Annotated in this window: 22 protein-coding genes; all 22 read right to left on the bottom strand. The window is 67.4% G+C overall.

Features of this window, described 5'->3' with window-relative positions; all coding sequences use genetic code 11:
* Positions 1-275: 275 nt before the first annotated feature.
* A complete protein-coding gene (gene era, locus IPK27_10530) occupies positions 276-1,169 on the bottom strand; it encodes a GTPase Era (protein ID MBK8068037.1) in 894 nt (297 codons plus the stop codon).
* Positions 1,170-1,284: 115 nt separating this feature from the next.
* Complete coding sequence (gene rnc, locus IPK27_10525; protein ID MBK8068036.1) at positions 1,285-1,980, bottom strand: ribonuclease III; 696 nt, start codon at positions 1,978-1,980, stop codon at positions 1,285-1,287.
* Positions 1,977-2,315, bottom strand: coding sequence for a DUF4845 domain-containing protein (locus IPK27_10520; GenBank protein MBK8068035.1), 339 nt, complete (start codon positions 2,313-2,315; stop codon positions 1,977-1,979). Before IPK27_10520 ends, rnc begins: the two co-directional genes overlap by 4 nt.
* A 49-nt stretch (positions 2,316-2,364) precedes the next feature.
* Positions 2,365-3,189 (bottom strand): signal peptidase I, encoded by an 825-nt coding sequence (gene lepB / locus IPK27_10515; GenBank protein ID MBK8068034.1) that lies wholly within the window; start codon positions 3,187-3,189, stop codon positions 2,365-2,367.
* A gap of 201 nt (positions 3,190-3,390) precedes the next feature.
* Complete coding sequence (gene lepA, locus IPK27_10510) at positions 3,391-5,184, bottom strand: elongation factor 4 (GenBank protein ID MBK8068033.1); 1,794 nt, start codon at positions 5,182-5,184, stop codon at positions 3,391-3,393.
* A gap of 142 nt (positions 5,185-5,326) precedes the next feature.
* A complete protein-coding gene (locus tag IPK27_10505; protein MBK8068032.1) occupies positions 5,327-6,223 on the bottom strand; it encodes a MucB/RseB C-terminal domain-containing protein in 897 nt (298 codons plus the stop codon).
* A 14-nt stretch (positions 6,224-6,237) separates the two neighbouring features.
* Positions 6,238-6,873, bottom strand: a complete 636-nt coding sequence (locus tag IPK27_10500) for a sigma-E factor negative regulatory protein (protein MBK8068031.1) — start codon at positions 6,871-6,873, stop codon at positions 6,238-6,240.
* Positions 6,874-6,876: 3 nt separating this feature from the next.
* Positions 6,877-7,542, bottom strand: a complete 666-nt coding sequence (rpoE, locus tag IPK27_10495; GenBank protein ID MBK8068030.1) for an RNA polymerase sigma factor RpoE — start codon at positions 7,540-7,542, stop codon at positions 6,877-6,879.
* 111 nt (positions 7,543-7,653) lie between these two features.
* Positions 7,654-10,167, bottom strand: a complete 2,514-nt coding sequence (locus IPK27_10490; protein MBK8068029.1) for a bifunctional diguanylate cyclase/phosphodiesterase — start codon at positions 10,165-10,167, stop codon at positions 7,654-7,656.
* Positions 10,164-10,820, bottom strand: coding sequence for a hypothetical protein (locus tag IPK27_10485; GenBank protein ID MBK8068028.1), 657 nt, complete (start codon positions 10,818-10,820; stop codon positions 10,164-10,166). The genes IPK27_10490 and IPK27_10485 overlap by 4 nt, the downstream gene beginning before the upstream one ends.
* Before the next feature lie 8 nt (positions 10,821-10,828).
* A complete protein-coding gene (locus IPK27_10480; protein MBK8068027.1) occupies positions 10,829-11,188 on the bottom strand; it encodes a PilZ domain-containing protein in 360 nt (119 codons plus the stop codon).
* The gene (holB, locus tag IPK27_10475) at positions 11,185-12,174 is read right to left on the bottom strand and encodes a DNA polymerase III subunit delta' (protein MBK8068026.1); all 990 of its coding nucleotides are present in this window, start codon (positions 12,172-12,174) and stop codon (positions 11,185-11,187) included. Before holB ends, IPK27_10480 begins: the two co-directional genes overlap by 4 nt.
* Positions 12,175-12,345: 171 nt before the next feature.
* Positions 12,346-13,383, bottom strand: a complete 1,038-nt coding sequence (gene mltG, locus IPK27_10470; protein MBK8068025.1) for an endolytic transglycosylase MltG — start codon at positions 13,381-13,383, stop codon at positions 12,346-12,348.
* The gene (gene pabC / locus IPK27_10465; GenBank protein MBK8068024.1) at positions 13,380-14,144 is read right to left on the bottom strand and encodes an aminodeoxychorismate lyase; all 765 of its coding nucleotides are present in this window, start codon (positions 14,142-14,144) and stop codon (positions 13,380-13,382) included. The genes mltG and pabC overlap by 4 nt, the downstream gene beginning before the upstream one ends.
* Positions 14,141-15,238, bottom strand: coding sequence for a chorismate-binding protein (locus IPK27_10460; GenBank protein MBK8068023.1), 1,098 nt, complete (start codon positions 15,236-15,238; stop codon positions 14,141-14,143). Before IPK27_10460 ends, pabC begins: the two co-directional genes overlap by 4 nt.
* Positions 15,239-15,640: 402 nt before the next feature.
* Positions 15,641-16,885 carry a beta-ketoacyl-ACP synthase II gene (gene fabF / locus IPK27_10455; protein MBK8068022.1) on the bottom strand — a complete coding sequence of 415 codons (1,245 nt, stop codon included), beginning with the start codon at positions 16,883-16,885 and terminating at the stop codon, positions 15,641-15,643.
* A gap of 154 nt (positions 16,886-17,039) precedes the next feature.
* Positions 17,040-17,279: an acyl carrier protein gene (gene acpP, locus IPK27_10450; GenBank protein ID MBK8068021.1), complete on the bottom strand. Its 240-nt coding sequence runs from the start codon at positions 17,277-17,279 to the stop codon at positions 17,040-17,042.
* A 57-nt stretch (positions 17,280-17,336) separates the two neighbouring features.
* Positions 17,337-18,074 carry a 3-oxoacyl-ACP reductase FabG gene (gene fabG, locus IPK27_10445; protein MBK8068020.1) on the bottom strand — a complete coding sequence of 246 codons (738 nt, stop codon included), beginning with the start codon at positions 18,072-18,074 and terminating at the stop codon, positions 17,337-17,339.
* Positions 18,071-19,015 (bottom strand): ACP S-malonyltransferase, encoded by a 945-nt coding sequence (gene fabD, locus IPK27_10440; GenBank protein ID MBK8068019.1) that lies wholly within the window; start codon positions 19,013-19,015, stop codon positions 18,071-18,073. The genes fabG and fabD overlap by 4 nt, the downstream gene beginning before the upstream one ends.
* A gap of 208 nt (positions 19,016-19,223) precedes the next feature.
* On the bottom strand, positions 19,224-20,198 hold the full coding sequence (locus IPK27_10435) for a ketoacyl-ACP synthase III (GenBank protein ID MBK8068018.1): 975 nt from the start codon (positions 20,196-20,198) through the stop codon (positions 19,224-19,226).
* 49 nt (positions 20,199-20,247) lie between these two features.
* A complete protein-coding gene (rpmF, locus tag IPK27_10430; GenBank protein MBK8068017.1) occupies positions 20,248-20,448 on the bottom strand; it encodes a 50S ribosomal protein L32 in 201 nt (66 codons plus the stop codon).
* A gap of 37 nt (positions 20,449-20,485) precedes the next feature.
* Complete coding sequence (locus tag IPK27_10425; GenBank protein MBK8068016.1) at positions 20,486-20,992, bottom strand: DUF177 domain-containing protein; 507 nt, start codon at positions 20,990-20,992, stop codon at positions 20,486-20,488.
* Positions 20,993-21,001: the final 9 nt, after the last annotated feature.

Here is a 21,001-nt window from a genome sequence, read left to right as displayed (position 1 = left end):
GGGGGCCTGCCCAGCGTTCACTCGTGTTGCGGCCTGTTCGCTCGCCGAGTCGCTTGCACGACCCTCTTCACCGAAGGCTCCGGCGACTCAATCACGTTCGTCGCCGCTTCGATTGCTACCGGCCGGAGCAATAGTTGCCGCGCTGGACTACTCTCCAGCTGGAGGACTGCGCCTTCTCACGGCGCTCGTTGCGCCTTTGCGGACTAGACGTCTTCCGGCCAGGCGACCGCAACACCCGCGCACCGATCCGGAGCGATCCAGGCTCCCTGCTGGGCTCAATCGAAGCCGAGTTGCTTGAGCACGCGCTCGTTGTCGCTCCAGTCCGGGCGCACCTTGACCCACAGTTCCAGGTGCACGCGGCCGTCGAACAGCTTCTCCATCTCCATCCGTGCCTGGGTGCCGATGTGCTTGAGGCGTTCGCCGCCCTCGCCGATCACGATCGCCTTCTGGCCGTCGCGCTCGACCCAGATAGTCGCGACGATTCGGCGCATGTGGCCCTCGATCGTGAAGGCCTCGACCTCCACCGCGCAGGCATAGGGCACTTCCTCGCCGAGCTGGCGCATCAACTGTTCGCGCACCAGTTCGCCTGCCAGATGGCGTTCGCTGCGGTCGGTCAGGGTATCGGGGTCGTACAGCGCCTCGCGTTCGGGCAACAGTGCGACCAGCCGTTTGCAGGCGTCTTCGGTGCCCAGTTCCTTGCGCGCGCCGACCAGCAAGATTGCGGCGAAGTCGTGCCTGCGGCTGACCTTGTCGATGAACGGCAGCAGCTGGGTCTTGTCCTTGACCAGGTCGATCTTGTTGACGATCAGCGCCACCGGCAAACCGGTTTCCTTGGCCCGCTCCAGCGCATCGCTGTCGCCGGCCTTCCACACGCCGGCCTCGATCACCAGCGCAACCACGTCGACCGCTGCAAACGCCTGGTCGACGGCACGATCCATCGCCTTGTGCACCGCGGTCGGCCGGCGGCGCTGCATCCCGGGCGTGTCGAGGAAGGCGATCTGGCCGTCGTCGAAAGTGCGCACGCCGAGCAGGCGCTGGCGCGTGGTGTGCGGCTTGGCCGACACCGCGCCGAGGTGCGCGCCGACGAACACATTGAGCAGGCTGGACTTGCCGACGTTCGGGCGGCCGACGAGGGCGGCGTGGCCGGAGCGGAATAGGGTTGTGGTCATCGGAATCCTTGGTGGTCCGCGGCGGACACTAGATCAAGCAAGGGCAAGGGATGCAGCGATGTCCTTCGCGCCCCCGGCGGCAACTTGCGTTCGACTGCTTGCGTGCGTCGCGAGTTCAGTTTGTGGTGCCCGCGGGCGGTCGCGCACCGGCGTCGATGCGCTCCAGCACCGCGCCTGCTGCGGCCTGCTCGGCGGCCTTGCGGCTGCGGCCTTCGGCCTCCGCGCTGAGATCGAGGTCGGCGATATGGCAAGCCACGCGGAAGACCTTGTCGTGATCCTTGCCGCTGGTGTCGACCAGTCGATAGTCCGGCAGGGCCAGGCCGCGGCCCTGCAACCACTCCTGCAAACGGGTCTTGGGATCCTTCGCCGCGCCGATGTCGACCGCGTCCAGGGCGCCGCCGAACAGGCTGCGCACCAGTTGCAGGCAGCGCTCCCAGCCGCTGTCGAGGAACACCGCGGCGACCAGCGCCTCCAGGGTGTCGGCGAGGATCGAATCGCGGCGGTAGCCACCGCTTTTAAGCTCGCCACCGCCCATCCGCAGGTAATCGGACAGGTCGATGCTGCGCGCCAGGTCGGCAAGGCTGGACTCGCGGATCAGCGATGCCCGCAAACGCGTCAGATCGCCTTCTGGTGCGCGCGGAAAGCGCGCGTACAACTCGATGCTGACCACCGCGTTGATCAGCGCGTCGCCGAGGAATTCCAGGCGCTCGTAATTGGCCTGGCCGGCGCTGCGATGCGTCAATGCCCGGTCCAGCAGGGCCGGGTCGCTGAAATCGACGCCAAACCTCAGCAGCGGATTGGGCGTCACTATTCGATCACGTCGGTGCGCCCGAGTTCGATCGAGTGATCGAACTTGGCAACGATGTCGAGGTTGTACACCAGCGGCTTGCGAACTTCATACGCAACCCGCAGGAAATAGCCATTCTGGCGCACCAGCTGCACATGCTGCCGTTTGACGCTGTCCACGTAGCTGGTGAAGAAGGTCTTTTCGAGGATGGTCCAGACCTGTTCCGGACTGAGGCGCGCTGAGCCCGGCGTCTGCTGCACCTTGCGCATCGCGCCCTTGACGGCGTAGTACTCGGTGTAGAGCGGGAAGAGCTTGGCACCGACGAAGAAGAAGAATCCGCCGATGGCCAGCACGATCATGAATCCGATCAAGGTAATACCGCGTTGTCCCGCTGCCAAGCGCATACGATCACCCCAGTTTCATGCCGATACGGTTCCAGGACACAAAGCCCCGAATTTTCCAGTCCCAGTGCATCCAGACAAAGAATGCACGGCCCACGAGGTTCTCCTCGGGCACCAGGCCCCAGGCGCGACTGTCCTCGCTGTTGTCGCGGTTGTCGCCCATCATAAAGTAGTAGCCGTCGGGAATCTCCCAGGTACCACCCGACAGCAACCCGCGGCCGCCGCGCAACAGGATCTGGTGCTCGACTTCCATCAGCGTCTCGGTGCGCAGGTCGGCACCGGTCGACTCACTGTTGCTGCCCTCGCCGAAGTATCGCCCCACCGGCGTCTGCTGCATCGGCACGCCGTTCACGTAGAGCGTGTCGTTGACATAGCTGATCTTGTCGCCGGGCAGGCCGACCAGGCGTTTGACGTAGTTGGTGTCCGGTTTGCTCGGCGGGCGGAACACCACCACGTCGCCGCGCTTGGGCGACCCGACATCCAGGATCTTGGTGTGCACCACCGGCAGGCGCACGCCGTAGCTGTACTTGTTGACCAGGATGAAGTCGCCGATCAGCAGGGTCGGCACCATCGAGCTGGACGGGATGGTGAAGGGCTCGACCAGGAAGGATCGGATCACCAGCACCGCAAGGATCACCGGGAAAAAGGACTTGCTGTACTCCACGATGACCGGATCGCGCGAGGCTGGCGCCGCAGCTGCCTGCTGTTCGGCGGCGGTGCCGAAGGCGGTTCCCTGCAAGGCCAGCCGACGCTTGCGGAAGAACAGGCTGTCGACCAGCCAGACGAAGCCCGTGAGGCCCGTCAACACTACCAAGATCAGCGCAAAATCCATGATTGTTCCCTAGCTCCGGCGACGCCCTCGTGCGTAAGGGCAAGCTCGCGCACAGACCAACGACTCTTTGTCCGCAAAGGACGCAAAGGACGCCAAGAAAGGCCACCCCGTTTCGCTATTTCCCTCCTCTTTGCGTCCTTTGCGTCCTTTGCGGACGAAAGAGGTTTCCGATCGGTTCCGCGCAAGCGCGCCACGCGCGGCCTACTTGTCGTCCACCTGCAGCACCGCGAGGAAGGCTTCCTGCGGGATTTCCACGCGGCCAACCTGTTTCATGCGCTTCTTGCCGGCCTTTTGCTTCTCCAGCAGCTTGCGCTTGCGGCTGACGTCGCCACCGTAGCACTTGGCCAGCACGTTCTTGCGCAGCGCCTTGACCGTCGAGCGCGCGATGATCTGTGCGCAGACGGCGGCCTGGATCGCGACATCGAACATCTGCCGCGGGATCAGCTCGCGCATGCGCTCGGCGAGGTCGCGCCCACGGCGGTCGGCCTGACTGCGGTGCACGATCAGGCTGAGGGCGTCGACCCGGTCGCCATTGATCAGGATGTCCAGGCGCACGAACGGACCTGCCTCGAACCGGTCGATGTGATAGTCAAAGGAGGCATAGCCGCGACTGGCCGACTTCAGGCGGTCGAAGAAGTCCAGCACCACCTCGGCCAGCGGCATCTCGTAATTGATCTGCACCTGGGTGCCGAGGTAGCTGATGCCTTTCTGGCGTCCGCGCTTTTCCTCGCACAGGGTGATCACCGGCCCGACGTAATCGGGCGGGACCAGGATGTTGGCGATGATGATCGGCTCGCGGACTTCCTCGATCTCGCTCGGCGTTGGAAGCTTCGCCGGGTTGTCGATCTCGACGATCTTGCCGTCCTTCTTCAGCACCTGGTAGATCACCGTCGGCGCGGTGGTGACCAGGTCCAGGTCGTACTCGCGCTCCAGGCGCTCCTGCACGATCTCCATGTGCAGCATGCCAAGGAAGCCGCAGCGGAAGCCAAATCCCATCGCCTCGGAAGACTCGGGCTCGAACTGCAGCGCGGAATCGTTGAGCTTGAGCTTCTCCAGCGCTTCGCGCAGCGCGGTGTAGTCGTCCGCTTCCGTCGGGAACAGGCCGGCGAACACGCGCGGCTTGATCTTCTGGAAGCCGGGCAGCGGCTCGGCGGCCGGCTTGCCGGCGCTGGTCAGCGTGTCGCCGACGGGTGCGCCATGCACTTCCTTGATCGCGGCGCAGACGAAGCCCACCTGGCCGCAGGAGAGCTTCTGCCGCTGCACGCGCTTGGGCGTGAATACGCCGACCTGCTCGACATACCAGGTGCGCCCGGTCGACATCACCAGGATCTTGTCGCCGACGCTGATCTCGCCCTGCATCACGCGGACCAGCGAGATCACGCCGAGGTAGTTGTCGAACCAGGAATCGATGATCAGCGCCTTGAGCGTCGGGTCTTGCGGCTCCGGCGGCGGCGGGATGCGCTGGATGATGGCTTCGAGCACCTTGCGCACGTTGAGGCCGGTCTTGGCGCTGATCTCGATCGCGTCGGTGGCATCGATGCCGATCACGTCCTCGATCTCCTGGCGCACGCGGTCCGGCTCGGCCGACGGCAGGTCGACCTTGTTCAGCACCGGCACCACTTCCAGACCTTGCTCGACCGCGGTGTAGCAGTTAGCGACGCTCTGCGCCTCCACGCCCTGCGCCGCATCGACCACCAGCAGCGCGCCTTCGCACGCGGCCAGCGAACGCGACACCTCGTAGGAGAAGTCGACGTGGCCCGGCGTGTCGATGAAGTTCAGCTCGTAGGTGTTGCCGTCCTCGCTGGTGTACGGCAGCGAGACCGACTGCGCCTTGATCGTGATCCCGCGCTCGCGCTCGATCGGGTTGCTGTCGAGCACCTGCGCTTCCATCTCGCGATCCTCGAGACCGCCGCAGATCTGGATGAAACGGTCGGCGAGCGTCGACTTGCCGTGGTCGACGTGGGCGATGATCGAGAAATTTCGGATGTGCTTCATGGGTGATCGCAGATGCCTTCAGACGGCCGCGCCAGGATTCCGGCACCGGCCAGACCGGCGAGCGGGGGAATCACCGCCACGCGGGTCTCGGGGAAACCCGTGATTAAAGCATGAGCTGCCCGTGCACCGCGACTCGCGGGGATCAAGGGCTGCCGGCCATCGCTGCCATGCCCACCTGCCTCAGGGTTTCCGGTGGCAGATCGCCGAGCAGGTAGAACCACTCCTCACCGTTGCGCAAGGTCAGCTGGCTGAGGGCGCCGTGTCGCCAGCCACTGCGCTCGAGGGTCAGCCCCTGCGGCACGCGCAACTGGTAGACCGAGATCCAGGCCACGCCATCGGAGATCACCCAGTGCCGCGCACCGGCGAGGCCCGGCACCGTCAGCGCCGAACCCACCAGGCGAAAGCCCTCAGGCAGTTTCCAGTCGCTCGCGTGCGCGACCGCGGGCTGCGGCTGCGACGGCGCGCCGGCGAAACCCAGGACGCTGAGGCGGGTAACCATGCGTCGCTCGAGCATCCGCTGCTCGGCGTCGAAGCGCTCGCTGCGCAAAGGGAGCCCGGTGTCGCCGTCGATCCACAGGCGCAAGCCGTAGCGGTCGCTGGCGATCGGATCCAGCGTCATTCGCAGTGCGCGCCGCCCTGCGACCCGGTCGCGAGGGTCGATGCTGATCCGGTACCACTGGTCGAGGTCGGCGAGCAGCGGGCCGGCCCGCAACTGCGGACCCTGCCCGATGCGCTGGTCGCCCTCGGGCCCGAGCACCGACAGGCCCTGCGCGGTGCGCACCTGGCGCCGACCGGCGCCGTTCAGGCCCAGCCACTGCTGCTCCGGACCCGCCGGCCCCACCCTTTGCGACAGCTCGACCAAGTCCCAGTCCCCGCTGCCGCTGTCGATCACCATGGTCGCGTCGTAATTCAGCGACTGCTGCGCCTTCTCCATGCGCAGCGCCCAGGTGCGCCAGTCGTCGATGGGCGCCTGGGCTGCCAGCGCCGGCGCCAGCAGGCAGAGCAGCATCAGCGCCAGTAGCAGCCGGCCGTGGCGCATGCGCCTGGTGACGCTCAGCGCGTCTCGACGTCGAGCGACACCGGCACCAGCATGCGCTGGTCCTGGCGCGCGGACACCGGCTGCGAACCGCCCACCCACCAGGCACCATCGACCAGTTGGCCGTGGCGCATCAGCAGCATCTGCTCGGCGCTGATCGGCGTCGGCATGCTCGGCAGCACGAAGCTGCGCTCGCCGGCGACTGGCTGCACGCCGTCACCCAGTCCCTGCAGGCTGGGCGCGATCGGCCCGGGCACGCCTGCCGGCAGCGCCGAACGCGGCGTCGGCGTGCGCTCGGCCATGGCCGGCGCCTGCTCGATCTGCGACTGCGGCGAAAACGCAAGGACCGCCGCCAGCGCCACCGAAGCCGCCACCGCGATCCCGGCGAAGGGGCGCCAGGAACGCGTGCGCGCCTGCACCGGCTGCGACGGGTGCGCATCCTCGGCGGCGATCGCTCCCATCACGCGGTCAGCCAGGTTGAGCGGTGCCCCGCCCGGCCGGTGAGTCATCACGTCGCGCATCAGGTGCATGCGCGTCCACAGGCTGCGCAACTCGGCATCGTGTTCCAGCCGGCGCAGCAGGAAGGCACGTTCGTCGCGGCCGAGTTCGCCGTCCATCAGTGCCGACAGTTGTTCGCGGATGTCTTCGCTCATTCCTCAGCCCTCCACCAGCGGACGGATCCGACGATCCACCGCATCGCGCCCGCGGAAAATGCGCGAACGCACGGTTCCGATCGGGCAGTTCATGATCTGCGCGATTTCCTCGTAACTCAGGCCGTCGATCTCGCGCAGCGTCAGTGCGGTGCGGATCTCCTCGGGCAGGTCTTCGACCGCCGCGATCACGGTGCGTTCGACTTCCTCGCGCAGGAACTCGTTCTCCGGCGTCGCCCGCTCGTGCATGCGCGCGGCCGCCTCGTGGTGCACGGCGTCGTCCATCAGCACGTCGTCGAGCGGCGGCCGGCGCGACTGCGACACCAGGAAGTTCTTCGCGGTGTTGACCGAGATCTTGTACAACCAGGTGTAGAAGGCACTGTCGCCGCGGAAATTGGGCAATGCGCGATAAGCCTTGATGAAGGCTTCCTGGGCCACGTCCTGTGCCTCATGCCAGTCCGGCACGAAACGCTGGACCAGCGCGACGATACGATGCTGGTACTTGCGCACCAACAGGTCGAAGGCAAGGCGGTCGCCTGCCTGCACGCGCTCCACCAGGGCCGCGTCGATTGCCGCCTCTTCCACCGCCACCCCCGTGACTGATCCCGCCGGCCGGGCCGTCGCGGGCACACTCCGCACCCAGGGTGCGGGCTGTTGCAGGTTCAACGCCATGTCTCCGGCTTCCTTGGCAACCGATCAACAGGACGTGTGACCGGGCTCTGCGAAGAAAGTTCCGCATGTGCCGGCGCATGCTCTGAGCGGACTTGGGACAACGGCGACCAGCTACTCGTCCGCGATTTCGTTCAACAGCCGCGAGCGCTCGCTCATCAGGTTATCGAAACTCGCTGCGGGCAGCGGACGGCAGAACAGGTAACCCTGCAGTTCGTGGCAACCATGCTCGCGCAGGAAGCGCAGGTGATCCTCGGTTTCCACGCCCTCGGCGACCACCACGCGATCCATGTTGCGCGCCATGTTGATGGTGGCGCGCACGATCGCCTCATCGGCGGGATCCACGCCGATGTTGCGCACGAAGGTCTGGTCGATCTTGATGCGGTCCGCCGGGAAGCGCTTGATGTAATCGAGTGAAGACTGGCCGGTGCCGAAATCGTCGATGGCGATATGGCAGCCGAGCCCACGCAATTGCCCGAGCAGATCCATCAGGTTCGGGATGTCCTTGATGTTGATCGACTCGGTCACTTCCAGGTCGAGGTTGTCTCCCGGCAACCCGGAGTCACGCAATGCGTTCTCGACCACCTCCACGAGATTCGGCTGGCGCAACTGGAGCGCCGACAGGTTGACGCTGACCCTGAGCGGCAGCTTGAACTTGTCCAGCCAGCGCTTTGCGTCGAAGCAGGCAGTGCGCAAGATCCACTCGCCGATCGGCACGATCAGCCCGGTGTCCTCGGCAATCGGGATGAAGAAGCCCGGGCTGATCAGGCCGAGTTCCGGGTGTTCCCAGCGGATCAGCGATTCCATGCCGATGATGTCTTCGCTCTGCGCGTCCACCTGCGGCTGGTAATAGGCGCGCAACTCGTTGTTGCGCTCGGCCACGCGCAGTTTCGCTTCCAGGTCCAGACGCTGACGATGCGATTCCTCCGGCACGGCCACGTAAACCTGATAACAGTTGCGGCCGAGGCCCTTGGCGCTGTACATCGCCACGTCCGCGTGCTTCAGCAGAGTTTCGCCGTCCTTGCCATCGTCCGGGTAGAAACTGATGCCGATGCTGGCGGTGATCTGCAGTTCGCGACCGTCAGTCAGGGTCAATGGGGTTTCCAGCACCTTGACGACTTTGTCGGCGATGCGCATGACATCGTCGCGCTGCACGATATGGCGCAGGATCAGGGTGAATTCGTCGCCGGCATAGCGCGACACGGTGTCCGACGCGCGCACCGAGGCGCGCAGGCGCTTGGCCACCGCGCTCAGTACCTGATCGCCAACCGCATGACCGAGGCTGTCGTTGATGGTCTTGAAGCGGTCGAGGTCGACGAACAGTACCGCGAATTGCTCGCTGCCGCGCCCGGCCTCGGCGATCGCCGATGAAAGACGGTCGTTGAACAGCAGGCGGTTGGGCAGCCGCGTCAGCGAGTCATGCAGGCCCTGGAAGCGGCTGTCCGAACGATATCGCGCCACCAACGACTGCAGCGCCAGGTGCGAGCCCACCATGCGCAGCACGGACAGCAGTTCCGACGCGCGCGGCTGCGCTTTGCGCCCGCCGGCCACCAGCGCGCCGATTGCCCGCTGGCCCTCGCCGAACAGCGGCAGCGCCAGCACGCTCTGCAGGCGCAACTGCTTGAAGAACGGGTCATTGAGGCGCGTCGAAGCCTCCTCTGACGCACTGAACTCGGCGCCGGCGAGAACCCGTCGATAGAGCTCAGTCTGCCACACCGGATGCACCGCGCCCTGTGCCGTGCGCGGGAAGGCCGCGAGCACCTGCGGCTCGGCATCGGTGCCACCACGCTCGACGCAGACGTAGAAGAAGTCCAGGGCATAGTCGGCGATCAAGCGCTTGAGCACCGGCTGCACGCCCTGGCCATCGAGACCTGTACGCGCGAGGCCAGCGAGCATTTCGAGTGGCGATTCCGCCTGGGCACTGGCGGTCAGCAGCACCAGTCGCCCGCTGTCGCCACCGAAGCCAAGCGCTGCCAATCCAACCAGGCGCGGGTCGCCCTTGGCGTCGATGCGCGCCTCGCCCAGTCCCAGCCCCTCGCTGCGTACCGGCGGCAGTTCGCCGACCAGATCCAGCGCAGAACTGGTCTGCAGCGCCTGGGCGTCGCAGCGCAACAGTTTGAGTGCGCGCTGGTTTGCGTGCCGGATCCTGTCGGCGGCAATATCGACCACCAATGCCGGCACGTCCAGGTGCTCGATCCAGTCGCCGTCCCCGCCATTCGCACCATTGCTGGGGCGCACTGGCGACAGCAGGTCGCGTGCATGGCGCAGGGCGTCGGCGGCACTCACCGGACTGCGAATCCATTGCGCCACGGGCGCGTTGGGGCCGCCGGGCGCTCCCGGAGGCAGTCCGCTCGCGGGCAGAACCCCGATGCGCGGCACCAGCCGCCAGCGCGGATGCCCGGCGAGCAAGCGGCACAAGCCTTCCGCCTCGGCGTACGGGTCGGTGAACTCGACAAAGATCAGCGCGAGTTCCGGATCCTGGGCCAGCAGCGCATGCGCCTGGCTGACATCGCGCGCGGTGTAGATCGCCTCGGAGTCCGCGCCGTCGAAGGAATCGAACAGCACGCGGCGATCGTCGCGATTGCTGGCTACGATCAGGACGCCGGCATTGCCCGGTTGCTCGCTCATCCGCGCACCCAGCGGCCGTCGCGCAGGCGCAGTCGATCCGACGGCCCGTGGCGATGCACGATCGTGCGCGCCAGTGAAGCCAGCGTCGGAATCTTGATCGCGGTACCGAGCACTACCACGCGCTTGTCGCCACCCTCCTTGCCGCGGGCGATCTGCCGCATCAACGCGAGCACCTGCGGGGTGAACTCGCCGCGCTCCGCGGGAAACACGTAGACGCCGAAATGCCCCGATTGGAGCACGAAGCGCAAGGCTTCCGCCAGGCGTTTGCTTCCCGCGACCGTGATGCCGTGCTCGCGCAAAGAAGCAAGTCCGCTTTCCTGATTCCAGGCGTAGATCGAATGCCCGCGGCGTTGCGACATCAGGCGCATGTGGCCAAGCAGTTCGTCCGGAAACGGGGAATCCAGCAACACCAGATTTCCCGGACTTTCGAGCATGTGATCATAAAGCCGCTCCGGAACGCGCTCCTCGCCGCTGGTGCGCAACAGGAGCTCGGATTCGTTGGTAGCGGGTGCTGACACTTTGACCTTCAGCCAGGCGACATTGAAACTGCAGTATAGGCCGCCTGCATGGATCTTCCGCAGGCGCCACGGGCACGGGTCCATTGTGGCGCAAACTGTTGCCCTTGGGCGGATCGCAAGCGTGCTTGCGATCATGCCTTGCGCTACATCGTGTGCGTCGGCCGCTCGGAGCCCAGGGTGCCGGCCAGGATCGACTCGATCTTGGTCTTGACCGCCTCACCGTCGGATGTCTCGCCAAACTGCACGCCAATGCCCGCCGTGCGATTGCCCTGCGCGCCATTTGGCGTGACCCAGACCACTTTGCCGGCGACCGGCATGCGATCCTTCTCGTCCATCAGCGTCAGCAGGATGAACACCTCGTCGCCGAGCCCGTAGCGCTTCTGCGTAGGCACGAAGATCCCGCCGCCCTTCAGGAAAGGCATGTAGGCGTGGTACAGCGCGCCCTTGTCCTTGATCGCCAGCGACAAGATGCCCTGACGCGGAATTCCAGGTCCAGTACTCATGCTCGGCGTCCACGCTCCCCGGGGTTGAAGGCTGCGATCCAGCGCGCAGCCAGGTCGTATACCAGCAGATCCTCGCGCACGCCGCTACCGGCGAGGCCGCGGGCGCGCTCCAGCTGCGTCGCCAGCGGCAAGAGGGTCGACATTTCCATCCTTGAAGTCAAGGCGATGTAGGCATCGAAGGGCTCCGCAGCGACGGCTTCGCCCTGCACCGCCAGCGCAATCAGGCGCGACCAGCGCTGCAGCAGCGTGGCACCTTCGTTGCGATATGCCGCCACGAAGCTGCTCGCGTCGCCGCGTCCGCGCGCGAGTTCCGTCAGTCGCTGCACCAGGCTGGCGATGGCATTCCACTGCTCAGGCTGCAGCGCTTGCAGCGCCGATTCCGGATCGCCGCCGGCGAAGCGCAGGGCCGCGAGCGCGCGTGCGCTGTCGGCGTCGCCCATCCGCGCTACCGTGGCGACCGATGCCTCATCCATGTGCGCCACCAGCGGCAGCCGCTGGCAGCGGCTGCGGATGGTCGCCGGCAGGCGCCCGATGCGCTCGGCCAGCAACAACAGATGCGTATCCCCGGCCGGTTCCTCCAGGGTCTTCAGCAGGGCGTTTGCGGAAGCCACGTTCATCGCCTCGGCCGGCCACAACAGCGCCACCTGGCAGCGCGCGATCTGCGGCCGCATCGCCAGGCGGGCCGACAGCTCGCGGATCTGGTCGATCTTGATCTGCGCCGATTCGACCGGATGCACCTCGACCCAGTCCGGATGGTTGCCCGCGAGGAAAAGCTCGCAACTGCGGCACTGCCCGCACCCACGCGCCTCCACCGGGCGCTCGCACAGCAGCCCCTGCGCAATCTGGCGTCCGAGCTGCAACTTGTGCAGCCCGCCCTCGCCATGGATCAGCAGCGCATGCGCGATCTGCCCACGCGCATGCCCCTGGGCGAGGCGCTGCCAGGCGGCGGTGTGCCAGGGGAGGGCCTGGGGGGAGGTCTGGGTCATGTTCGATCTGTTAACGCTGATTTGGACATGGGTTGCAGGTTGTGAGTTGCAGGTTGTGAGTTGTGGGTTGTGGGTTGTGGGCCGCAAAGCGAGGGCCCCGACATGAATACTTCGAGCGAGCCCCGCTGCCCACAACCCACAACCCAGAACCCACAACCCGCTTCGCACCCCTCACCCGCCGCCCAGCTGGAACCTCCGCACTGCCGCATTGTGCTCATCCAGGGTGCGGCTGAATACGTGGCTGCCGTCGCCGCGGGCGACGAAATACATCGAATCGGTCTGCGCCGGTTGTACCGCGGCCTCGATGGCCGCGCGGCCGGGCAATGCGATGGGCGTCGGCGGCAGGCCGAAGCGGGTGTAGGTGTTGTACGGCGTGTCGGTCTGCAGGTCTACCCGCCTCAGGTTGCCGTCGAAGGCATCGCCGAGGCCGTAGATGACGGTGGGATCGGTCTGCAGGCGCCAGCCCTGGCGCAGGCGGTTGACGAACACGCCGGCGATCTCGGGGCGCTCGCCGGCGCGGCCGGTCTCCTTCTCGATCACCGAGGCCAGGATCAGCGCCTGGTAGGGATCGGACAGCGGCAGGTCCTGCGCGCGTTTCTGCCAGACCTGTTCCAGCAGCTTCTTCTGCGCCCAGTAGGCACGCTTGAGCAAGTCGACATCGCTGAAACCGCGCGGGAAGAAATAGGTATCCGGCAGGAACAATCCCTCGGGGTGAGTCTCGGCAGCGCCGATCAAGGCCAGCACTTCCGCATCCCCGAGCCCGCCGATGGTCTGCGCCAGCTGCGGCACCGCGGCCAGCGCGACCCGCAGATCGCGGAAGCGCGAGCCTTCCAGGATGGTCAGCCGGTACTGCACCACGCGCCCATCGGCGATCGCCTGGAGCAATGCTCGCGGGCTCATCCCGGCATCGATGCGGTACTCGCCCGCCTGCAGCTTCTGCGCCAGGCCGGTGCGTTCGGCCAGCAGGCGCCACTGCCAGTAATGCGCCGGGCTGATGTCCTCGCGCTGCAGCGTCGTCACCAAATCCTTCAGGCGCATGCCGCGGGAAAACTCGACGACCCGGTCGACGCCAGCCAGCGGCTGCTGCTCGAAGCGATGGAACTCGCGCCAGCCGAGCCAGGCAGCCGCCGACAGCGCCGTGGCCAGAACGCCCAGCAACAGCACCCAGCGCACCCGGCCAAGCGTCGATTGCGGCGCCGCGCGCTTCATGCCGACCCCGCGAACAGCGCGTCCCAGGCAGCGCGCAGGCGGCGTACGCCGGCATCCGCGCGCCAGCGGCGCTCGCCCAGTCGACCCGCCTGGCGCGGGCCGCGCACGGCGTTGGTCAGCACCAGGGCGTCGGCCGACTCGATGTCGCCGACCGACAGCGTGCATTCGCGGGCGGCGACGGTCTGCAGCATCCAGCGCCGTGTGACGCCGGCGATGCCGCACTCGGCAACCGGCGGCGTCAGCCATTGGCCGCCCTGGCGGACGAACACATTCGCCGCCGTTGCCGCGATCACCCTGCCCTGCATGTCCAGCATCAGGCCCTCGTCGTAGTCCTCGTTCCATTCCGCCCGCGCCAGCACCTGTTCCAGCCGGTTCAGGTGCTTGATGCCGGCCAGCGCCGGCTGCAGCGCCAGGCGGGTCGCACACCAGCGGAGCCTGAGGGCCGCAACCGGCAGCGGCTGCCACGGGCGCGCGCTGGCGAGCAACCGCGGCACCGGCTCGGGGGGCCGAGCATACCCGCGCTGGCCGCTGCCGGCGGTCCAGATGAGCTTGACCACGCTGTCGCGATGGGTGCGTGAAACAGAACGCAGCGTCCGGCGCAGGCGCGCATCCTCCGGCGCCGGCATGCGCAGTCGCGCGCAACCCGCCAGCAGGCGCTCGCGATGCCATTCCCACAACGGCGCCACGCCGTCGATCACGCGCAGGGTCTCGAACAGGCCATCGCCGTAGTGCAGCCCGCGGTCAGAGGCAAGGGTGTTCATGCGCCGACGCCGAGCGCTCGCAGCAGGCCGAGCGCCTTGGCACGGGTCTCCTTCAGCTCCCGCTCGGCGATCGAGTCGGCGACGATGCCGGCGCCAGCGCGGAAGACCAGGCGCTCGCGTTGGCAGGAGATCGTGCGGATCAGGATGTTGAGATCGAGCGAGCCGTGGTCGCTGATGTAGCCCAGCGCGCCGGTGTAGGCGCCGCGACCGCCCTGCTCCAGCTCGCCGATGATCTGCATGCAACGCACCTTCGGGCAGCCGGTGATGGTGCCGCCCGGAAACAGCGCGCGCAGCAGTTCCCAGGCACTGGTCCCCGCGCGCAGCCGGCCGCTGACGTTCGACACCAGGTGGTGCACATGGGCATAGCTCTCGATGCTGCCGAGTTCGTCGACCACCACGCTGCCGGCCTCGCAGATGCGCCCGAGATCATTGCGTTCGAGGTCGATCAGCATGATGTGCTCGGCGCGCTCCTTGGGATCGCGGCGCAGCTCGGCGAGCAGTGCGGCATCGCGCGCCGGATCGGCATCGCGCCGGCGCGTGCCGGCGATCGGGCGCGTGTCCACACGCATCCCGCGCACGCTCACCAGGCGCTCCGGCGACGATGAAGCCAGGCCCCAGTCCCCGTGCTGCAGCAGCGCCGCGAACGGCGCCGGGTTGGCGGCGGTCAGCCGCGCGAACAGATCGTCCAGGTCGATCGGACCGGGCGCGGTCGCTCGCCAGGCGCGCGAGAGGTTGACCTGGAACACGTCGCCCGCACGCAGGTACTCATGGATCCGGGCAACGCCATCGAGGAAGCGCTGCGGATCGTCCTCCAGGAGTGCAGGGCTTGCTCCGCTATCGCGCACGCCCGACGGCATGTAGGCCGAACCCGGCGCAACCACCACGCCCGCGGCGGCTTGCAGCCGCTGTCGCCACTGCGGAAGCTGGCTTCCCGCGAGCGTACCGATGCCCGAATCGCGATTGCGCACGAGCGTCGCCGACACCCGCCACAGCAGCGCCAGCGGCTCGTCGAGCTCCGGCCGGCGCCAGGGTACATTGGGCTCGAAGACGCTGGCGAAATCGTAGGCCAGGTACAGCAGCCAGCCGCCGGCCATGGCCTCGCCGTCCGCATCGCCGCCCGCTGGCAGGGCACGCAGGCGCTCGACCAGCGCAGCCAGCTGCTGCGCGTGCCGCGCCCCCCCGGGATAAGGCACCACCAGCGGCGGCGCGTCGACCAAGGGCAGCAGATCGCGTAGCCCTGCGGCCCGGCCGCGGCGCTGAGCAGCAGCGCGGGCGCGGCTGGTCCCGAGCCTCCGGCGCACTGCAGGGCAGGTCGATGTCGGGCGTCGGCACCGGCACTGTCAGCTCCGCCCATCAATCCAGTCGAGACACGCGCCAGGAGCGCAGCCATGACACGCCGCGCAGCCGATGCAACCCGCTTCCATTGCGTCCTGTGCAAACTTGCGTCCTTTGCGGTCCCCGGTTTCAGGGCAGGCTCGGTCTGCATCCGGACGCGCTCACACCCGCCGGAAGATCAAGGTCCCGTTGGTCCCGCCGAAACCGAAGGAGTTGCTCATCACCGTGTCGAGCTTGACCTGCCGCGAGGTGTTCGGCACCAGGTCGAGGTCGATGCCCTCATCCGGGTTGTGCAGGTTGATCGTCGCCGGCACCACCTGGTCGCGCAGCGCGAGCACGCAGAAGATCGCCTCGACCGCGCCGGCGGCACCGAGCAGGTGGCCGGTGACGGACTTGGTCGAACTCACCATCAGGCTCTTCGCAGCTTCCCCGAAGGCGCTCCTGACTGCGACGATCTCGCCGCGGTCGCCGAGCGGCGTCGAGGTGGCGTGCGCATTGACGTACTGCACTGCGCTCGCCTCGATGCCGGCGTCAGCCAGCGCATTCGTCATCGACAAGGCCGCGCCTGAGCCGTCTTCTGGCGGCGCAGTCATGTGGTAGGCGTCGTCGCTCATGCCGAAACCGATGATCTCGGCATAGATCCGCGCGCCGCGTGCCTTGGCGTGCTCGTATTCCTCCAGCACCAGCGCGCCGGCGCCATCCGACAGCACGAAACCATCGCGATCGCGATCCCACGGACGACTGGCGGCCTTCGGGTCGTCATTGCGCTCGCTGAGCGCGCGCGAAGAACTGAATCCGCCCACGGCTGTTGGCGTGGTCGCGTGCTCCGCGCCACCGGCGAGCATCACGTCGGCATCGCCATACGCGATCAGGCGCGCCGCCACGCCGATGTTGTGCGTGCCAGTGGTGCAGGCGGTGACGATGGACAGGTTCGGGCCGCGCAGGCCGAGGTTGATGCCGAGGTGGCCGGCGACCATGTTGATGATCGTGCCAGGCACGAAGAAGGGCGAGATCCGGCGCGGGCCATGGGTGTGCCAGGTCAGCGTGGTCTGCTCGATGGTCGAGATGCCGCCAATACCGGCCGCCATCATCACGCCGAAACGGGTCTTCAGCGCGTCCGGCACCGGATCCAGGCCCGCGTCGCGCACCGCCTGGGTGCCGGCGGCGATGCCGTAATGGATGAAGGGGTCCATCCGCCGCGAGTCTTTCGGCGCCACCCACTGGGCGACATCGAAACCCTGCACCTGGCCGGCAAAGCGGGTGGCGAAGGCGGAGCAGTCGAAATGCGTGATCGGCCCGATGCCGCTACGGCCATTGACCACATTGTCCCAGGCGGTCGGGATATCGCTGCCGACCGGCGACACGATCCCGAGCCCGGTCACTACGACGCGACGAGCGCTGCGCATGGAGCCTCCTGGGAGGGAAAAAGGAAAAGGGAAAAAGGAAAATGGGAGAGCGAAAGGCGAGTCGGCGGCGAAGGCCGCTCTTCCCTTTTCCGTTTTCCATTTCCCTTTTTCCACTCGCCAGACGCGACCCGAGGGTCGCGCCCGGTGAGCCGCATCAGGCCTTGACGTTGGCCTTGATGTAATCGACAGCCTGCTGCACCGAGGTGATCTTCTCGGCTTCCTCGTCCGGGATCTCGCACTCGAACTCTTCCTCGAGCGCCATCACGAGTTCCACCGTGTCGAGCGAATCCGCACCGAGATCGTCGACGAAGGAGGAGTTCGGCTTGACTTCGTCTTCCTTGACGCCCAGACGGTCGACGACGATCTTCTTGACGCGGTCTTCAATGCTGCTCATGGCTTGTACGTTCCTGCCGAAAAGGTGGGGAATGATAGTGAATGGTGCTGCTGCCGGCTACGGCATGTACATGCCGCCGTTGACGTGCAGCGTTTCGCCGGTGATGTAACCGGCCGCTGGGGATGCGAGGAAGGCCACCGCCTTGGCGATGTCCTCCACGGACCCGAGGCGCCCGAGGGGTACGTCGGCCAGCAGGGCCTGGCGCTGAGCCTCGGGCAGCGCGCGGGTCATGTCGGTATCGATGAAGCCCGGCGCGACCACATTCGCAGTGATGCCGCGGCTGCCGACCTCACGCGCCAGCGACTTGGTGAAGCCGATGATCCCGGCCTTGGCCGCGGCGTAGTTGGCCTGGCCGGCGTTGCCGGTCAGCCCGATCACCGAGGCGATGCTGATGATGCGGCCCTGGCGTTCGCGCAGCATGCGCTTCATCACCGCCTTGGACAGGCGGAACACGCTGGCGAGGTTGGTGTTGATCACTGCGGCGAAGTCATCGTCCTTCATCCGCAGCAGCAACTGGTCGCGGGTGATGCCGGCGTTGTTCACCAGCACGCGCACCGCGCCGAATTCCTTTTCCACCGACTCGACGAGCGCGTCGATGGCGGCCGCATCCGCAACATCCAGAACCCGGCCGCAGCCGCGCGCACCGAGGCGCTCGCCGATGGCCTGCGCTCCCGCTTCGCCGGTCGCGGTGCCGACGACGAAGAGTCCGTTGGCCGCGAGTTCGTCGGCAATCGCCGCGCCGATGCCGCGGCTGGCGCCGGTGACCAGCGCCAGGTTGATGGGGGTATCGCTCATGCGCGCAGTCCTTCCAGGGCGGCGTCGAATCCGGCGGGCTCGCCGATGGCGGCGGATTCCACCGCCGGCGCGATGCGCTTGACCGTACCGCACAGCACCTTGCCGGGGCCGCATTCGAGCACCCGCGCGGTGCCGCCGGCGGCGAGCTTCTCGATGGTCTCGATCCAGCGCACCGGGGCGTGCAACTGCAGTGCCAACGCCGCGCGGATCGCGGCCGGATCTGCGTGCGCTGCCACATCGGCGTTGTGGATCACCGGAATGCGCGGTGCTGCGATCGCGACATCGGCCATGAACGCGGCCAGCTTTTCCGCGGCCGGGCGCATCAGCGGCGAATGCGAGGGCACGCTGACCGGCAGGCGGATCGAGCGCTTGACCCCGCGCGTGGCGAGTTCCGCGAGCGCGCGGTCCATCGCGGCGGCGGCGCCCGACAGCACGATCTGGCCGGGGGCGTTGAGGTTTGCGGGCACCACGGGTTCGGCGTCGGTGGACACTGCGGCGCAGACTTCGGAGAGCACCGAAAGATCCGCATTCAGCACGGCGGCCATCGCCCCGGCGCCCTCGGGCACTGCCTCCTGCATCAGCCGACCGCGCTCGCGCACCAGCCGCGTGGCGTCCGCCAGCGACAGCGCATCGGCGCACACCAGCGCGGTGTATTCGCCCAGGCTATGTCCTGCCAACTGCGCCGGTTCGGTGCCGCCGGCCGCGCGCCAGGCGCGCCACGCCGCCACCCCCGCCGCGAGCAACGCCGGCTGGGTGTTGATGGTGCGGTTGAGCTCGGCCTCGGGGCCTTGCTGGGCCAGCGCCCACAGGTCCATGCCGATGGCGTCGGAGGCTTCGGCGAAGGTCGCGCGCACCACGGCGTGCGTGTCGGCCAGGGCCGAGAGCATGCCGAGCGCCTGCGAGCCCTGGCCAGGAAACAGGAATGCGAGATCGTTGCGCATGAGAGTGTCGGTATCTTGAGCCGCTCGTGGGGGGGGGGCCGCGGGGAACCCCCCCCGGGGGGGGGGGGGGGGGGGGGGGGGGGGGGGGGGGGGGGGGGGGGGGGGGGGGCGGCGGCCCCCCCCCGGGGGGGGCCCCCCCCCCCCCCCCCCCCCCCCTCCCCCAAACCCCCCCCCCCCAACCACCGGGGGGGACCCGCCCGCCGCGGGATTACAGGCGCAACAGCGCCGAGCCCCAGGTGAACCCGCCGCCGAAAGCCTCCAGCAGCAGCAACTGGCCGGGCTTGATCATGCCGTTGCGCACGCCGTGGTCCAGCGCCAGCGGCACCGAGCCGGAAGAGGTGTTGCCGTGCTTGTTGACGGTGACGATCACCCGCTCCATCGGCATGTCGAGGTGTTTGGCGGTGGCGGTGATGATGCGCAGATTGGCCTGGTGCGGCACCAGCCAGTCGATCGCATCCTTCTGCAAATCGTTCGCTTTCAGGGTCTCGTCGACGATCCGCGACAGGGTGCGCACGGCCACGCGGAACACCTCGTTGCCGCTCATCATCACGCGCACGCCGTGGTTCGGCTCGTCCTTGAACCCGCGCGACACCCCGACCGGGTTGTGCAGCAAATCCTTGTACTGGCCGTCGGCGTGGATGTGCGTGGAGATGATGCCGGGCGTGGAATCGGCGCGCAGAACCACTGCGCCGGCGCCGTCGCCGAACAGCACGCAGGTGCCGCGGTCGTTCCAGTCGAGCATACGCGACAGGGTCTCGGCACCGATCACGAGCGCGGTGCGCGCGGCGCCCGTGCGGATGAACTTGTCGGCGATGGACAGTGCGTAGAGGAAACCGGTACAGGCCGCGTTGACGTCGAATGCCGGACAGTCCTTGGCGCCGAGGCGGTGCTGCACCAGGCAGGCGGTGCTCGGGAAGATCACGTCCGGCGTGGTGGTGCCGACAATGATCAGGTCCAGTTCGGACGCGGAAACGCCCGCGGCCGCGAGCGCCTTCTCGGCGGCGGCCACGGCCAGGTCACTGGTGCACTCGCCGTCAGCGGCGATATGCCGCTGCTCGATCCCCGTACGCTCGCGTATCCACTCGTCGCTGGTCTCTACCCGCTTCTCCAACTCGGCGTTGGTGAGGATGGTTTCCGGCAGATGGCTGCCAGTCCCGATGATCCGGGCAGAGACTGTGGGCATCAGTGGCGCTCGTGTTGGGGCGGAGCCGCGAAGGCTCCGACGCGGGCGATCAGCCCTCGCTGGTCTCGACTTCGGCGACCTTGCTGTCGATCACCTTGCGGCCACGATAGTAGCCGTCCTTGGTGACGTGATGGCGCAGGTGGCTCTCGCCGCTGGTCTGGTCGACGGACACCGTCGGCGCCGTCAGCGCATCGTGCGAACGGCGCATGCCGCGGGTGGAGGGCGTCTTGCGACTCTTTTGAACGGCCATGTCTGACTCCTGTAAACCTGAAATTCGTCCCTGGGTACTACTTGCGCTTCAGACCCGCCAGCGCCGCGAATGGATTCGGCCGCTCTGCGTCTGCCTCAAGCTCCGGCGCGGGCGCCGGTTCCATCGTTGCGACATCGGGATTCCGTGGAATCACCGGCACCGCCAAAATCAACTCGTCCTCGATCAGCGCCAGCGGGTCGACGAATCCCTCATCCGTCAGCGCCGCCTCATACCCTTCCGGCAGTCCCGCCTCGTCGGCCTCGTCGCGGACGAAACCGAGCCGCGCCTGCACCTGCACCGGCAGCTCGAAGCGCTCGAGCGAGGCCTGGCAGATCAGCGGCAGGGCGGTATCCGCGTGCATCTCCACCATCTTCTGGTGGATCGCGTTGCGACCGAACTGCAACTGGTACCTCACCTCGCCGCGATCGTCCGCCAGCAGGCTGGTCAGGCGCGGCATCGCCGACAGCGGAACGCTGCCGGCATACACACGCCCGGTCGCCACCGCGCGTTCGACATCTATCCGCTCGGGCAATGGCGCATGCATAGCCGCGGA

This window comes from Rhodanobacteraceae bacterium (genome assembly GCA_016713135.1).
GTDB lineage: Bacteria > Pseudomonadota > Gammaproteobacteria > Xanthomonadales > SZUA-5 > JADKFD01.
Note: the sequence above shows the minus strand (reverse complement) of the source record. Positions and strands in the feature narration are given on the sequence as shown.

Coding starts and splice junctions, on each gene's coding strand:
- fabD (MBK8068019.1), bottom strand. CDS start 19,015: ATGCGCAACGATCTCGCATTCCTGTTTCCTGGCCAGGGCTCGCAGGCG.
- IPK27_10490 (MBK8068029.1), bottom strand. CDS start 10,167: ATGAGCGAGCAACCGGGCAATGCCGGCGTCCTGATCGTAGCCAGCAAT.
- IPK27_10435 (MBK8068018.1), bottom strand. CDS start 20,198: ATGCCCACAGTCTCTGCCCGGATCATCGGGACTGGCAGCCATCTGCCG.
- IPK27_10500 (MBK8068031.1), bottom strand. CDS start 6,873: ATGAGCGAAGACATCCGCGAACAACTGTCGGCACTGATGGACGGCGAA.
- era (MBK8068037.1), bottom strand. CDS start 1,169: ATGACCACAACCCTATTCCGCTCCGGCCACGCCGCCCTCGTCGGCCGC.
- rpmF (MBK8068017.1), bottom strand. CDS start 20,448: ATGGCCGTTCAAAAGAGTCGCAAGACGCCCTCCACCCGCGGCATGCGC.
- lepA (MBK8068033.1), bottom strand. CDS start 5,184: ATGAAGCACATCCGAAATTTCTCGATCATCGCCCACGTCGACCACGGC.
- pabC (MBK8068024.1), bottom strand. CDS start 14,144: ATGAACACCCTTGCCTCTGACCGCGGGCTGCACTACGGCGATGGCCTG.
- acpP (MBK8068021.1), bottom strand. CDS start 17,279: ATGAGCAGCATTGAAGACCGCGTCAAGAAGATCGTCGTCGACCGTCTG.
- rpoE (MBK8068030.1), bottom strand. CDS start 7,542: ATGGCGTTGAACCTGCAACAGCCCGCACCCTGGGTGCGGAGTGTGCCC.
- fabF (MBK8068022.1), bottom strand. CDS start 16,885: ATGCGCAGCGCTCGTCGCGTCGTAGTGACCGGGCTCGGGATCGTGTCG.
- IPK27_10485 (MBK8068028.1), bottom strand. CDS start 10,820: ATGATCGCAAGCACGCTTGCGATCCGCCCAAGGGCAACAGTTTGCGCC.
- IPK27_10425 (MBK8068016.1), bottom strand. CDS start 20,992: ATGCATGCGCCATTGCCCGAGCGGATAGATGTCGAACGCGCGGTGGCG.
- lepB (MBK8068034.1), bottom strand. CDS start 3,189: ATGGATTTTGCGCTGATCTTGGTAGTGTTGACGGGCCTCACGGGCTTC.
- IPK27_10480 (MBK8068027.1), bottom strand. CDS start 11,188: ATGAGTACTGGACCTGGAATTCCGCGTCAGGGCATCTTGTCGCTGGCG.
- fabG (MBK8068020.1), bottom strand. CDS start 18,074: ATGAGCGATACCCCCATCAACCTGGCGCTGGTCACCGGCGCCAGCCGC.
- holB (MBK8068026.1), bottom strand. CDS start 12,174: ATGACCCAGACCTCCCCCCAGGCCCTCCCCTGGCACACCGCCGCCTGG.
- IPK27_10460 (MBK8068023.1), bottom strand. CDS start 15,238: ATGGCCGGCGGCTGGCTGCTGTACCTGGCCTACGATTTCGCCAGCGTC.
- IPK27_10520 (MBK8068035.1), bottom strand. CDS start 2,315: ATGATCGTGCTGGCCATCGGCGGATTCTTCTTCTTCGTCGGTGCCAAG.
- IPK27_10505 (MBK8068032.1), bottom strand. CDS start 6,223: ATGCGCCACGGCCGGCTGCTACTGGCGCTGATGCTGCTCTGCCTGCTG.
- mltG (MBK8068025.1), bottom strand. CDS start 13,383: ATGAAGCGCGCGGCGCCGCAATCGACGCTTGGCCGGGTGCGCTGGGTG.